Consider the following 14,122-nt stretch of genomic DNA (forward strand, 5'->3'; position numbering starts at 1 on the left):
GTCATGGCCGTAGCAGCGCAGCCCACGGAGGGGCTGCACATTGCGCTGTCGCGGTTGGGACATGAAGAGTTGGCAACGTCGTTTGGGGGAAGTATGGCCTATTTCATTGACCGACGGCTGAACGGCAAAAACAAGAGCATGGTGAATCGCCAGCGCTTCTTGCGCCGTTACAAGTCGCAAATCAAACAGTCGATTGCCGAAGCCATCAACAAGCGTTCGGTCACCGACGTGGACAGCGGGGAGTCGGTATCCATCCCCACTGACGATATCAACGAACCGATGTTTCATCAGGGGCGCGGTGGCACGCGCCATCGGGTTCACCCGGGCAACGACCACTTTGTGCAGAACGATCGCGTCGAGCGGCCTCAGGGCGGATCGGGCGGTGGCGGCGGCCAGGGTAACGCCAGCCAGGACGGTGAAGGCCAGGATGAATTCGTTTTTCAGATCTCCAAAGATGAGTATCTCGATCTCTTGTTCGAAGATCTCGCCCTGCCCAACCTGAAAAAGAACCAGTACAAACAGCTGACCGAGTTCAAAACCCATCGCGCCGGTTATACCGCTAACGGTGTGCCGGCCAACATCAGCGTCGTACGTTCACTGCAAAATTCGCTGGCGCGGCGTACCGCCATGACCGCCGGCAAAAGACGCGCGTTGCACGAGCTGGAAGACGCGCTGACCCAGCTGGAAAACACCGAGCCGGTGCAACTGCTGGAAGAGGAGCGGCTGCGTAAAGAGATTGCCGAGCTGCGCAAGAAAATCGAAAGCGTGCCGTTTATCGACACCTTCGACCTGCGTTACAAAAACTACGAGCGCCGGCCGGAGCCCTCCAGCCAGGCGGTGATGTTCTGCCTGATGGACGTGTCCGGCTCGATGGATCAGGCCACCAAAGACATGGCGAAACGTTTTTACATTCTGCTTTATCTGTTCCTGAGCCGAACCTACAAAAACGTCGACGTGGTGTATATCCGCCATCACACTCAGGCGAAAGAAGTGGACGAGCAGGAGTTCTTTTATTCGCAGGAAACCGGCGGCACCATTGTCTCCAGCGCGCTGAAGCTGATGAGTGAAGTGGTCGAAGAGCGTTACGACCCGGCGCAGTGGAATATCTACGCCGCGCAGGCGTCTGACGGGGACAACTGGGCAGACGATTCACCGCTGTGCCATGAGCTGTTGGCGAAGAAGCTCCTGCCGATGGTGCGTTACTACAGCTACATCGAAATCACCCGTCGCGCCCACCAAACGCTGTGGCGCGAATACGAGGATCTACAGGCGAAATTCGACAACTTCGCCATGCAGCATATCCGTGAACCGGACGATATCTATCCGGTATTCCGCGAACTGTTTCGCAAACAGACCGTTTGAATAATCTGCAATAACGCCACCACAGCCGGAGAACCACGTTTTCCGGCTGTTTCTTTTTCGCCATGATATATCGCCGAGCCTGAGCGTATAATTTTTGACCGCCATCCGAGAAATAATAAGCCGCGTTATCCCGAATGGCGCTGCCTATTATTCTTTCTTCTGAGGTTATTCCTAAACATTCGCCGCCGCGTCCGCACGGCTTGATGGGAATATTCCCATTCAGTTATCGTTATCTTATCGCTTAAGCCCTTTCCTAAGCGAAATTTGCCTTACTTTATTTTTCTATGGCTTCTCTGTCCGCCGTGGCGGGCTTTTACCGGTCAGCAGGTTAGACATCATGATCGATTACACCCTCTATGGCCTCAACCAGCACGATGTTGACGAATACCATAAGCAAATATGCTGCCTGCTCGGCAAAAGCGTGTTGCTGGCGCTGATCGCCAACAAACCGATAACCAAACAGAACCTGCTCAGCTGTCTTGTTCAGGAGGCGGAAAAGCAACCCGATGATTATTTCCAGCGGTTGCACCGCGCAGCCATCGAAATGATCGGCGTTAACGGACGCTAGGGCGATATGCGCAAGGCGGAAATCTACGCCATTATTGCCACCGTCGTGGTGTTGATTGCGCTGTTAATAATTAGCTACGATAGCGATATCCCTGTTTATCCCTGACGGCCAACCTGCTTGCGCCGGTTTTTCACCCGGCGCAAACAGGATGCGCAGAAACAATTTGCCACCAGAACCGCTTTACAGCCCGGATAACATTCCCGCCCTGGCGTTATTTCGAACCGGCCGCTTCGTCAATCAACCTCGCCACCTCATCGGCGTGGGAGGCCAGCGAGGCGTGACTGGCATTCAAGGTCAACACTTTCCTGGCCTGCAACCGCTGCGCCATTCGCCGCTGATTCTCCGGCGCTATCATGCGATCGTCGCTGGAGAGTTGATACCATGACGGTTTATGTTTCCAGGCGGGGTCGCCGATAGCGTTGCCAAAGGTGCCGGCCAGCGGAGCCTTCTGCGCCACCGCCATCACCAGCGCCTCGTCAGCAGTCAGATCCTGGCAAAAGCTTTCATGGAACTTGTCGGCCTTGATCCACAGGTAACCGTCGCTGTCCGGCGCCAAATTCGCGACTGCCGCCGGAGGATGTTCTTGCGTAATGCCGCCGGGACTTTCACCGGCATCCGGCGCAAACGCGGCGATATAGACCAGCCCAATCACGTTGGGCTGGTTGCCCATTTCCGTGATCACCGCCCCACCGTAAGAGTGCCCGACCAACAAGACCGGCCCCGCTTGTTGCGCGACCATCTTGCGCGTGCGCTCCGCATCTTCGGCCAGTGACGTTAGCGGCATTTCCACCGCATGGATCGCCGAATATCCCCTGCGCGACAACGCGATAATGACTTTACTCCAGTGCGCCGCACCGCCCCAGAATCCATGTACCAGCACGATAGTTGGTTTTAAGCTCATTGCCGACTCCTTTATCTCATAGGGAAGCGCGGTACACCGATAGGCAGGCGCCCTTTACGCAGGCGCCGTACTGCCAGCGACGCTGCGTGCACTCCCCATTTTATATAGTCAGCCTCGCGACGTTCGACAATAGCTACGACGGGTTAACACGCCCGATTTTCCGGCATCGCCGTGAACGGCCGCAGCGGCGCAGGCCGCAATGGCCGAGCGAAAGATGGGATTAAAACTAGGATTTTTACCCATGACGATCTAAAATCTCGCGCAAAAACAAAGAGAAGTAAATTTGAATCACCGGGAAAAGGAATGAAGTTGTGAAGGAAATGATCTCCATCGTATTGATGACGTGCCTGCTGGCGCTGCTGTTTTCGTGGCTGTTCGTCTACGGTCTTAACATTCATTAAACCTACGGCGGCTACCCACGCCCCTTCCTGACTGGCAGGCAGCGCATCCGCACGGTGCGCTCAAAACCGCCGAATCGCGTCATGCTTTCATCCAACAACACGCCCCCCTGCACCTGCAAGAACACGCGCCCACCGAACCCGGCTTCCTCTCACCCAAGCCCTTCGCAAATACATCATAAATTTTTATCAATTACAGTTTCACCGCGTTCCTCTGTGACTCACCGCCCCTTTTCTTGCCTAACCGTGTCTCACTCTGGTGCGGGCTTGTTCACCCATCAATGTTACCGGTAACTATATTGTTGATTTCTTTTCGAAATAAACAGAAAGCTGTTAATAACCCTACGTTCTTTATAGAAATAAATTATGTATTCTTATGGATAAAGGTTTGAATTAACGGCCGTGGGTCATTGATTATCGTCCGCCAAGCTCCTAGAATTCGCGCGTAAAAATACAACTGGGATCGGGTTTCATGTCGTCGCTGTGGGTTGCAACGCAATACTGTTATTTTATTGGTCTGTTAGTTTCTATGGTTTTCACCTATCTGGTTAGCAGGGACACCGTCAAGATTCGATGCATCAGCGCATTGACCATCGGGTTGACCTGGCCGTTGAGTCTGCCGGTCGTGTTGCTGTTTTCGCTGTTCTAACGCCTCGCTGCGCTTTCGCTTTAAACAGCCTGCTCATGAAAATAGATTGATCGCCGCGGTTGCGGCTGCTGGCGTGGAATAAAAAAACGCCAGCACGAAGGCTGGCATGAAAAAATTGGAAGCAATGTGAGCAATGTCGTGCCGGCTTGGGGGGCACAGAAGGAGACAACCCTTTTCCCCTCACCGGCGAAACGGATGATAATACGTCTCATTATTAAATGTAAAGTCATTTCCCTGCGCAACTTTTTCCGTTTGGTAAAATATCAGCCGCGCGGCGTTCGCCAGCGCCGATACATCCGCACCGCCCCCCATACCAGCAACCACAGCAAAATATTCACCCCCAACCACAGCATCAGCAAGTAGCAGAAGGTCTGGTAACCGGGTATGCCCCGATCGGCCAAAAACGGGTTAAAGTGAAAAAATTTGACGATCGCGAACGGATTAAGATTGAAACGGTTGAATACGGCCGCCGTCAACAACGGTGGCAACAGGGTGTAAAACGCCAGGCTGAACAGCAGCAGGATCTTTGTACCCGAAGTGTTTTTATAATCTTTCATATCAATGTATTACGTCTTTCGCTGTGATGTAAAAACCGCCGAACATTCGCACGTCAATCGACCCCGAGCGCGAAAAAGAGTTCCCGGCCAACGCGGAAATAAAGCCGATCCTGTGTTTAATCGTCATTTAGCGCCCGGGTGATATATACCCTGTGGATTTTAAATTACGATGCCGGCGCACCGCCCTCATTCGCAACATTTGCGTGGCGTCATCAGGAGGCCTTAATGAAACCGGACGCACTCTCCCTGCCGCCGAACTCAAAAAAACTTAAAGTGATCTACGGCTGGTATATTTACGTAGTCTATATCCTGCTGGTTTTTAACATCTACATGGCGGTTTACAACGTCTGCGTTCGGCATCCGTTCGAAGCCCCGCTGCTGTCGCTGTTTCACAGCCTGTTCCTCGCGCTGATGCTGCAGCAGGTGCTCAAGAAAAACGTCATTTTCGCCTGGATCTTGCTGAGCTATTTTATTCTGATGCGTCTGTATTACGCCAATGTGCTGCATGTCGAGTTTACGCTGCTGAGCCGCAGCCTGGTACTGCTGATTCTGACGCTGTTGCTGACCGGCTCCGTGGCCGTCGGGCAACTGGCCACGCCCCCGCAGCGGCATGACTGGCTGGCGCGGTTGGGCTGGCGTCAGTGGGCTGCGCTCACGGCGCTGGCGGCGATTCTGACCCCGCTGATTACCACCGACTATCTGGGGTAAACAGGGCGTTATTTGGGGATATGAGGCTCGGATATGTCTACGATGCGGCATATTTTGGTGTAGTTACCCGCCTTCTCACAGATCTTGTCTGTGACGAACACGCTAAGGTAGCCCAGCAACAGCAAGTAGCCGACCATGCACAAAATAAAGATAAGCGTTCTCACCGATAGCGACCAACCAGACAAGAGTATCCCGAGCATCATAACCTGAACGCGGCGCTTTAAAAGGATTTCATGTGCGCACCAGCCGCATCAACGCACGTTCTGTAGTAAGATTAGGCAACCTCACCCACCACCGGAAACGCCGATGCACCATCTGATGTTAGACATTGAAACCCTGGATATAAAACCCAGCGCCGTCATTTTGGTGGTTGCGGCAGTGTTTTTCGATCCCCGCACCGGGGAACTGGGCGCCGAATTCGAAATCGCCGTCAGCAGTCAGAAAGACCAACCGGGCAGAACCATCAGCCTGGATACGGTCGCCTGGTGGGCGAAACAGTCCGATGAAGCGCGCAAGCAGGCCTTCGGCGGCACCGAGAGCCTGAAACGCGTGCTGAGCAGCCTCAGCCGCTTTATCCATATGAACAGCACCGACACGGTGAAAGTCTGGGGCAACGGCAAAGAGTTCGATTGCGCGATCCTCGAACACGCCTTCCAGCAGTTGGAAATGCCCTGCCCGTGGAAATTCTGGGATACACAGGACGTGCGCACGGTGATCACGCTGGCGGAACTGCACGGCTTTAACCCGAAAAAGACCCGCCCATTCGAAGGCATGCCGCATCGCGCGCTGGACGACGCCCGCCATCAGGCCCGCTACGTGGCCGACACCGTCTCGGCGCTCTATTACCGCCCGGCAGCGCAGCGTTGACCGCGCTTTGCCCCTTTTCATTTGCCGCCAGAATCTCTACTCTAGCCCTCTTTGTCACTCGGACATGCCTTTCTTGTTATGCAAAAGTTTCTGTTTCTGCTTCTCAGCCTGGTGCTGCTTGGCCCATTAGGCATCGACCTTTATCTGCCGACCATTCCCGCCATCGCCGTCGGCCTGGGCAGCAGTGAAGCGCTGATACAATCCACCATTTCACTGTTTATTTTGGTGCTCGGCCTCGGCCAGGTCATCGCCGGTCCGTTGGTGGATAACTACGGCCGCAAACCGGTGGCGCTGGCCGGCATTATTCTCTACATGCTCGGTGCGGCGATGGCGGCGCTGGCCAGCAACTCGACCGTTTTCATCGCCTCGCGTCTGCTGCAAGGGGTAGCGGTCTGTTGCACCGCCGTCGTCGCCTTCAGCGGCGTACGCGATCGCCTGAATGGTGACGATGCCGCTCGCGCGTTCGGCTTCCTCAACGGCACGCTGAACATCATCCCGGCGCTGGCGCCGCTGCTCGGCGGTCTGCTCGCCGAGGCCTTCGGCTGGCGCGCGCCTTTCTGGTTCCTGGTCGGCTACGCGCTGCTGGTATTAGCGATCATCGCGCTGTATCTGCCTGAAACCCGCCCCGTCGATACCGTGCCGGTCAAAGGGCTGCCGGTGCGCCAATACGCACGCATCCTCAGCGAACGGCGTTTCTTCTCCTTTGCCGTGGTGAATTCCGGGGCGATGGGCATGGCGTTGACCTACGTTTCCCTGGCCCCCAACGTGCTGATGGGCACCGCCGGCCTGACCCCGCTGCAATTCTCGCTGGTGTTCGGCGCCAACGGCTTCTGGATCATGTTGGTCAGCTTCTTCGCCAACCGCATCATCCACAAAGTCGGCCGTCCGGTTTGCCTGGCGATCGGCGGCATGCTGATGGGATTGGGCTGTCTAGGGCTGCTGCTGGGCGTCATGCTGCTGCCTGCGGCGGCGCAAGCGCATTGGCTGGCATATATGCTGCCGGTCGCCAGCGCCTGTGCCGGATTGGCGTTCGTGATGGGCCCGGCCACCAGCTATGCGCTGGAACCCTACTCCAATGAGGCCGGCGTCGCGTCTGCGCTGGTCGGCTTCGTGCAGATGGCGGGCGGCGCCGCGCTGGGTCTGGTGGCGATGGCGTTGCCGCTGCAACCGAAACTGTCGCTGGCGTTGGTCATGCTGGTAGGCTGCCTGCTGGCGCTGCACGCGCGGCGTCTCAGCAAGCAGATTAAAGGACAGATCAGAAAAGTCGCCTGAGCCCGGCTCAGGCTTCGGTGACGACCGGCACCCGCGCCGCTAACGCCGACAACAGCTCATAACCTAACGTCCCTGCCGCCGTGGCTACTTCGTCCACCGGCAGGCGTTTCCCCCACAGCTCGACTTCGGCGCCCAATTCGGCTTGTGGACAGGGCGTTAAATCTACCGCCAGCATATCCATCGATACCGTTCCCAGGGTGCGCGTCAGTACGCCATCCACCCATACCGGCGTACCGGTCGGCGCATGACGCGGATAGCCGTCGGCATAACCGCAGGCCACCACACCGATACGCTGCGCGCCGGCGGCGCTGTAACGGCCGCCATAGCCGACGCGATCGCCAGACTTCAATTGCTGAATGCCGATGATTTCACTGCTCAGCGTCATCGCCGGCTGCAACCCCGTCGACGCCACATCACTCCAGCAACCGCTCGGCGAGGCGCCATAGAGAATGATCCCAGGGCGCACCCAGCTGCCGTGGGTCGAAGGATGCCACAGCGTGGCGGCCGAGTTGGCCAGGCAGCGCGGCAGCGGTATATCGGCGGCGGCCGCCTCGATGGTGGCCATCTGCCGGGTCACTCCTTCCGGGCCGTCGGCGGTGGCGAAATGGCTCATCAGCGTCAGCTCGGCGATGTTGGCAACCGCCTGCGCCCTGCGCCACACCTCGTGCAGCCGTTCGGGTGCGAATCCCAGCCGGTTCATGCCGCTATTCACTTTCAAATAGACGTCGAGCGGCGCGCTCAGCCTGGCGTCGGCGATCGCCGCCAACTGCCAGTCGCTGTGCACCGCCGTCGTCAGGTGATAACGGTCGAGCAGCGCCAGATCCTGCGGCTGGAAAAAGCCCTCCAGCAGCAGAATCGGCCCCTGCCAGCCGGACTCACGCAGCAGCACCGCTTCGGCCAGATCCAGCATGGCGAAACCGTCGGTTTGCGCCATGCTGCGCCAAACGTGTTTGATGCCGTGGCCATAGGCGTTGGCTTTAACCACCGCCCAGACTTTGGCGCCGGGGGCAAAACGGCGCACCACCTGCAGGTTGTTTTCAATCGCGCCGAGATGCATCGTGGCGGTTATCGGACGGGGCATCGCTTCTCCTTGGGGCAGCATACAGCGGCCACGCGCGCCTGCGCGTGGCCAGGAAAGTCTATAATCGAATCGGACGATTAGCGTGCGGGATGCACGTCGCTCAGCGGAACCGCGTGTTGCTGGCGAAACCCGGCGCTGTAGCGCGCCACCGCCAGATCATCGGAAGGGATCGCCGGCGTAATGCCGGACATCAGATCGGACAGCAACTGCCCGGAACCGCAGGCCATCGTCCAGCCCAACGTGCCATGCCCGGTGTTGAGGTACAGATTCTTCAGCGAAGTGCGGCCGACGATCGGCGTTCCGTCCGGCGTCATCGGGCGCAGCCCGGTCCAGAACGTCGCGTCCTCCACTCTGCCGCCGTTCGGATAGAGATCGCGCACCACCATCTCCAGCGTTTCGCGCCGTTTTTGCTCCAGCTGAGTATTGAAACCGACGATCTCCGCCATACCGCCGACGCGAATACGCTGGTCGAAACGGGTAATGGCGATTTTGTACGTCTCATCCAGTACCGTAGAGAATGGCGCCGCCGTTTCATCAGCGATCGGGATGGTCAGCGAATAGCCCTTCAACGGGTAAACCGGGATAGACACCAGGCCGCGCAGCAGCGCCGTAGAGTACGACCCGAACGCCACCACGTAGCTATCGGCTTTGAACACCTCTTCACCGCACTGCACGCCGGCGATCTTGTCGCCCTCCACCAGCAGGCGATCGACGCTGCGGTTGAACAGGAAGGTCACGCCCGCCTGCTCTGCCATCTTCGCCAATTGCTGCGTGAACAGCTGACAATCGCCGGTTTCGTCGTTAGGCAACTGCAAACCGCCCGTCAGCTTGTGCGCCACCTGCGCCAGAGCCGGTTCGACGCTGGCGAGCTGGTTGGCCTCCAGCAACCGGTAAGGCACCCCGGCATCTTCCAATACCGCGATGTCTTTCGCCGCGTTTTCAAACTGTTGTTGGGTACGGAACAGCTGCAACGTGCCGCCCTGACGCCCTTCGTACTGGATGCCGGTTTCCTGGCGCAGCGCTTTGATGCAATCGCGGCTATATTCCGCCAGGCGCACCATGCGGCCTTTGTTGGTCATGTAGTGTTCGGTATTGCAGTTTTTCAGCATCTGCCACATCCAGCTCAGCTGGAAGCTGCTGCCGTCGAGGCGGACCGCCAACGGCGCATGGCGCTGGAACATCCACTTGATGGCTTTCAGCGGCACGCCCGGCGCCGCCCAGGGGGCAGCATAGCCCGGTGAGATCTGCCCGGCGTTCGCCGCGCTGGTCTCCAATGCCGGGCCGGGCTGACGATCGATCACCGTCACCTCATGCCCCGCTTTCGCCAAATACCAGGCACTGGCTACGCCCACCACTCCACTACCTAAAATTACCACTCGCATCGCTGACTCCAGCTCAAGGCTTCACAAAGCATAATCTTCTGCTCACAGGAAATTAACTCAGTGAAAAAATCCGTCCAACAACTTCATCATCAAACGTGACAATATTCACAATTAATTTATCGTCGATAGGCCAGGCATTTGCAATAGCCGCCAGTAAATAGCGATAAGATGCGGTTCATGGGGGATTATAACGTGAGGTCGACGCTGAATCGCTAGCAATGCTGTCACTGACAGCACCAAAAAAAGGCGTGATAAGCAACATGGTTTTAACAGAATATAAAAATACCAGCCAACACATAAACAGAATAAAACACCAACAAAATACATAAAACCAACACAACAGACAAACTCGGGTCATTGTCTTCACAGCAGAAAAGTCGCGTAAAATTTCAGCCAATAATAGCCCCATTATTGCTATTGAATTGAGCAGCCGCACACCCTGGCGCCAATCCCTCCTTTTCATCGCTCAGCATGATATGAACCGTTATGCCGTCGAGCAGATCCTAGAGTTCACATTATCGCTATTCTGGAGTGCCTGTTATGTTTATCGCTATCTACCGATTCTCAGTCAAAACCGGACACGAATCAGCCTTTCGCCAGGCCTGGCTTGAGTTGACTCAGGGTATCTATCTGCAGCGCGGCAGCCTCGGTTCGCGTTTGCATCGCGATGCGGGCGGGCAGTTTATCGGCTATGCGCAGTGGCCAAGCCGCGCCGCATGGGAAAGCGCCGGTGCCGTTCAATTGGAGGAACGCTATCGGCAAGCCCGGGAGCGAATGCGCGCAGCGTTGTTGACGGATGAAACGTTATTTGAACTGGAGGTTACGGATGATTATCTGCAAATCAGGCCGTTTGACTGAGCACAAGCCCACCCGTGCGGGCTTGTGACTGTGGGACAGACCGGCGTCAGTGATGCAGCATCTCGTCCACGACCTCTTTGGTCTGTAGCTGGAACGGGTAGTAGGTCGGCCAGTTATCCATTTCTTTCAGCAGCGCCTCCTGCGACGTGTTGCCCATAAAGATATGGAAATGCGCCGATTTGCGCGGGCCGATAATATGATCGCTGAACTGCACGAATTTCGGTGCCTGGCTGTCGGCATCCTGGCATTCGAACAGATAGCGCACGCCCTTTTTACCGGAGACATAAGTCAGGATCTTATGCCCGGCGTACTTATACTGACAGGCGCTGGATTGATCTCCGCGGTGAAACTCCATGACGCCGTTCTCAATGCCGATGGTATCCACATCAGTGGCGTACCCTTTGCGGTAATACGCCTTCACTTCGGCGAAGCTCTTGCTGTTATCCTGCGTCGCTTTCTTCTTGAACACCGGGTCAAGCTCCCCATTGAGCAAATAAGGATAGACGGATTGCCATACCCCCTCCCAGTCGGCCAAGTCGCGATCTTTGACGTCCTTGTCGTCGAACACGCCCGCTTCCGCCCTTTTTTCCACTTCCGTCAGCGGTTTGCCATGTGAATGATGCCCGTGGGCGACCGCCTGTCCGCTTATGAACATCGCCGCCAGCGCCACCGCCAGTTTGCCAAAATGCCTCGCCAAAATGCGCTCCTTGTCCGTCATTGAGAATTGAGAAAAACGAAAAGTTACAATATAACATAACAGCTTTCAATCATTCTGGCGCTGTAAGCAAGCTATTGCGCCCCCATGCCGCAGGGCTATACTCGGAGAAGAAGCGCGGGGCTTCTGCCGGGACGGACGCGGCGCCGGATCGACCGCCGTTCGCTCCCTTGCGTACCGGCATTTTTATTTCACTGATTTGCAACGGTTAATTATGACTTGAACTATGCTTGTTACAGGGCCTGCCGTTTGAGCGAGGCCCGTGAATAATGAGGGTGCGCTGATGACTACTTCAACACATGAAAAGGTTAAGGATGATAAACGGCTGAGCGATGGACCGGACTGGACGTTCGAACTGCTGCAGGTGTATTTGGAGCAGATCGACCGCGTCGCCAAGCATTACCGGCTCGACACCTACCCCCATCAGATCGAGGTGATCACCTCCGAGCAGATGATGGACGCTTATTCGAGCGTCGGCATGCCGATCAACTATACCCACTGGTCCTTCGGCAAAAAGTTCATCGAAACCGAGCAGCGCTACAAGCAAGGCCAGCAAGGGCTGGCGTATGAAATCGTCATCAACTCCAATCCCTGCATCGCCTACCTGATGGAAGAGAACACCATCACCATGCAGGCGCTGGTGATGGCGCACGCCTGCTATGGCCACAACTCGTTCTTCAAGAACAACTACCTGTTCCGCAGCTGGACTGATGCCAGCTCTATCGTCGATTATCTGCTGTTTGCTCGCCACTACATCAGCCAGTGCGAAGAGCGCTACGGCGTCGATGAGGTGGAACGGCTGCTGGATTCCTGCCACGCGCTAATGAATTACGGCGTCGACCGGTACAAACGTCCGCAAAAAATTTCATTGGTGGAAGAGAAAGCGCGCCAGAAAAGCCGCGAAGAGTATCTGCAGAGCCAGGTGAACACGCTGTGGAAGACCTTGCCGCGCGTCGAGCGCGAAGAGTCGCCGGAGCAGGCGCGCCGCTATCCGAGTGAACCGCAGGAAAATATCCTCTATTTTATCGAGAAGAACGCGCCGCTGCTCGAGCCTTGGCAGCGTGAGGTGTTGCGCATCGTGCGCAAAGTCAGCCAATATTTCTACCCGCAAAAACAGACTCAGGTGATGAACGAGGGTTGGGCCACCTTCTGGCACTACACCATCCTCAATCATCTGTACGACGAAGGCCGGGTGACCGAACGCTTTATGCTGGAGTTTTTGCACAGCCACACCAACGTGGTGTACCAGCCGCCGTACAACAGCCCGTACTATAACGGTATCAACCCTTACGCGCTGGGCTTCGCCATGTTCCAGGACATCAAGCGCATCTGCCAATCACCGACCGAAGAAGATCGCTACTGGTTCCCGGACATCGCCGGCAAAGACTGGCTGGACACGTTGCATTTCGCCATGCGCGACTTTAAGGACGAAAGCTTCATCAGCCAGTTCCTGTCGCCCAAAGTGATGCGCGACTTCCGCTTGTTCACCGTGCTGGACGACGATCGCAACAACTATCTGGAAATCGCCGCGATCCACAACGAAGCCGGCTACCGGGCGATCCGCCAGGAGCTGTCGGCGCAATACAATCTGAGCAACCACGAACCGAACATTCAGATCTGGAACGTGGACCTGCGCGGCGACCGCTCGCTGACCCTGCGTTATATTCCGCAGGAACGCGCGCCGCTGGATAAAAGCCGCCGCGACGTGTTGAAACATCTGCATCGCCTGTGGGGCTTCGACGTGATCCTCGAGCAGCAAAACGAAGACGGCAGCGTAGAGCTGCTCGATCGTTGCCCGCCGCGGCCTACGCCGCAGTAACCGCTGTGCCATAACGACAAAGGGCGCCGAAAGGCGCCCTTTATTATTTCGCTCGCACGCGATCAGCGGCGCGCTTCGGTCAGATCGCTTGGCATGGTGCCCTGCATGCTCTGCCAAATCGCCCCGCTGTCTTTACCGTAATTACGCACGGTATCCATCACCTGGTCGTACATCTTCTCATGGCACAGCGTGGACAGTTTGCTGTAGAAGGTCAGCGCCAGCTTGCGCGCTTCCGGGTTGGAGAAGTAGTAACGGCCCACGCGGGTATACAGCCCTTTCAACCCGTTGAAGATCAGGCCGTAGATCGGGTTGCCGGAAGCGAACGCCAGACCGCGGAAGATTTCATAATCCAGCACATTGAACGCATCCGCCTGATCTTCGACTTCGGCGGCCTTCGCCAGCACTTCCTGCGCCTGCTCCGGATGATTGCGCACCGCGGCGCGAATAAAGATCGACGCGATATTGGTGCGTACCGACAGCAGATTATCGATCAGCTGCGGGACGCTTTTGTGATCGAGACGGGCTACGGTCTCAAGGATGTTGAGGCCGGACGTTTCCCAGAAATTGTTCACTTTGGTCGGTTTGCCATGCTGAATGGTCAACCAGCCATCGCGGGCAAGACGTTGCAACACTTCACGTAATGTGGTGCGCGTGACGCCAATCAACTCCGAAAGCTCACGCTCCGCGGGCAAAATAGAGCCAGGGGGGAAGCGATTATTCCAAATACTCTCAATAATGTACTCTTCCGCGAAACCGGCAGGACTCTGCGCCTTTATGACCATGTGTTTGACGTTCCGTTGCGACGATAAATTCAGTAAAAGTAATCAGCTCATCATACCAGATCACACAGACATGACATAGCGTGAGCGAAAAACAATAAACGAAAGTGTGCATAAAGTGGCAAAAAACGCGCAAAAACACCGGTTGCAAGAAATTTACCGCCGTAAAACAAGCTCCGGTTGCGCCCGCCCCCGCCGCGTTGTTA

The 14,122-nt window shown here is 56.4% G+C and carries 14 protein-coding genes; 8 read left to right on the top strand and 6 right to left on the bottom strand.

Going from position 1 to position 14,122, the window contains the following annotated elements; genetic code table 11:
- The first annotated feature begins 93 nt into the window (after nt 1-93).
- Both GKN89_RS03100 and GKN89_RS03105 read left to right on the top strand, forming a co-directional pair.
- Nucleotides 94-1,362: a YeaH/YhbH family protein gene (locus GKN89_RS03100; protein ID WP_154746326.1), complete on the top strand. Its 1,269-nt coding sequence runs from the start codon at nt 94-96 to the stop codon at nt 1,360-1,362.
- Nucleotides 1,363-1,699: 337 nt separating this feature from the next.
- A complete protein-coding gene (locus tag GKN89_RS03105) occupies nt 1,700-1,930 on the top strand; it encodes a hypothetical protein (RefSeq protein WP_019452768.1) in 231 nt (76 codons plus the stop codon).
- A 211-nt stretch (nt 1,931-2,141) separates the two neighbouring features.
- Here the strand turns inward: GKN89_RS03105 and GKN89_RS03110 are convergent, their stop codons facing one another.
- Nucleotides 2,142-2,831, bottom strand: a complete 690-nt coding sequence (locus GKN89_RS03110) for an alpha/beta hydrolase (RefSeq protein WP_063918466.1) — start codon at nt 2,829-2,831, stop codon at nt 2,142-2,144.
- Between the two features lie 870 nt (nt 2,832-3,701).
- On the opposite strand from GKN89_RS03110, the gene GKN89_RS03115 reads away from it, so the two are divergent.
- Nucleotides 3,702-3,878 carry a GhoT/OrtT family toxin gene (locus GKN89_RS03115; RefSeq protein ID WP_025159799.1) on the top strand — a complete coding sequence of 59 codons (177 nt, stop codon included), beginning with the start codon at nt 3,702-3,704 and terminating at the stop codon, nt 3,876-3,878.
- 263 nt (nt 3,879-4,141) lie between these two features.
- Here GKN89_RS03115 and GKN89_RS03120 read toward each other — a convergent pair whose 3' ends face one another.
- A complete protein-coding gene (locus tag GKN89_RS03120) occupies nt 4,142-4,435 on the bottom strand; it encodes a hypothetical protein (protein WP_063918467.1) in 294 nt (97 codons plus the stop codon).
- 225 nt (nt 4,436-4,660) lie between these two features.
- On the opposite strand from GKN89_RS03120, the gene GKN89_RS03125 reads away from it, so the two are divergent.
- The 3 genes from GKN89_RS03125 (at nt 4,661) to GKN89_RS03135 (ending at nt 7,282) form a co-directional block, all read left to right on the top strand.
- The gene (locus GKN89_RS03125) at nt 4,661-5,143 is read left to right on the top strand and encodes a hypothetical protein (RefSeq protein WP_063918468.1); all 483 of its coding nucleotides are present in this window, start codon (nt 4,661-4,663) and stop codon (nt 5,141-5,143) included.
- A gap of 306 nt (nt 5,144-5,449) precedes the next feature.
- A complete protein-coding gene (locus tag GKN89_RS03130; RefSeq protein WP_019452775.1) occupies nt 5,450-6,010 on the top strand; it encodes a 3'-5' exonuclease in 561 nt (186 codons plus the stop codon).
- Nucleotides 6,011-6,088: 78 nt separating this feature from the next.
- Entirely contained in the window at nt 6,089-7,282 is a 1,194-nt protein-coding gene (locus tag GKN89_RS03135) for a multidrug effflux MFS transporter (RefSeq protein WP_154746327.1), read from the top strand.
- A gap of 7 nt (nt 7,283-7,289) precedes the next feature.
- Here the strand turns inward: GKN89_RS03135 and dadX are convergent, their stop codons facing one another.
- A complete protein-coding gene (dadX, locus tag GKN89_RS03140; protein WP_154746328.1) occupies nt 7,290-8,363 on the bottom strand; it encodes a catabolic alanine racemase DadX in 1,074 nt (357 codons plus the stop codon).
- Between the two features lie 77 nt (nt 8,364-8,440).
- Nucleotides 8,441-9,745: a D-amino acid dehydrogenase gene (locus tag GKN89_RS03145; RefSeq protein ID WP_025159801.1), complete on the bottom strand. Its 1,305-nt coding sequence runs from the start codon at nt 9,743-9,745 to the stop codon at nt 8,441-8,443.
- 540 nt (nt 9,746-10,285) lie between these two features.
- Between GKN89_RS03145 and GKN89_RS03150 the strand changes: the two genes are divergently transcribed.
- On the top strand, nt 10,286-10,603 hold the full coding sequence (locus GKN89_RS03150; RefSeq protein WP_019452779.1) for an antibiotic biosynthesis monooxygenase: 318 nt from the start codon (nt 10,286-10,288) through the stop codon (nt 10,601-10,603).
- Between the two features lie 46 nt (nt 10,604-10,649).
- Here the strand turns inward: GKN89_RS03150 and zinT are convergent, their stop codons facing one another.
- Complete coding sequence (gene zinT / locus GKN89_RS03155) at nt 10,650-11,300, bottom strand: metal-binding protein ZinT (RefSeq protein WP_063918472.1); 651 nt, start codon at nt 11,298-11,300, stop codon at nt 10,650-10,652.
- 301 nt (nt 11,301-11,601) lie between these two features.
- Here zinT and GKN89_RS03160 point away from each other — a divergent pair, with 301 nt between their 5' ends.
- Entirely contained in the window at nt 11,602-13,137 is a 1,536-nt protein-coding gene (locus GKN89_RS03160; RefSeq protein ID WP_019452781.1) for a SpoVR family protein, read from the top strand.
- Between the two features lie 62 nt (nt 13,138-13,199).
- On the opposite strand, the gene fadR is transcribed toward GKN89_RS03160, so the two are convergent.
- Nucleotides 13,200-13,919: a fatty acid metabolism transcriptional regulator FadR gene (gene fadR / locus GKN89_RS03165; RefSeq protein ID WP_025159802.1), complete on the bottom strand. Its 720-nt coding sequence runs from the start codon at nt 13,917-13,919 to the stop codon at nt 13,200-13,202.
- Nucleotides 13,920-14,122 lie beyond the last annotated feature (203 nt).

Origin of the sequence: Serratia sp. YC16 (genome assembly GCF_009707615.1) — a bacterium.
GTDB lineage: Bacteria > Pseudomonadota > Gammaproteobacteria > Enterobacterales > Enterobacteriaceae > Serratia > Serratia surfactantfaciens.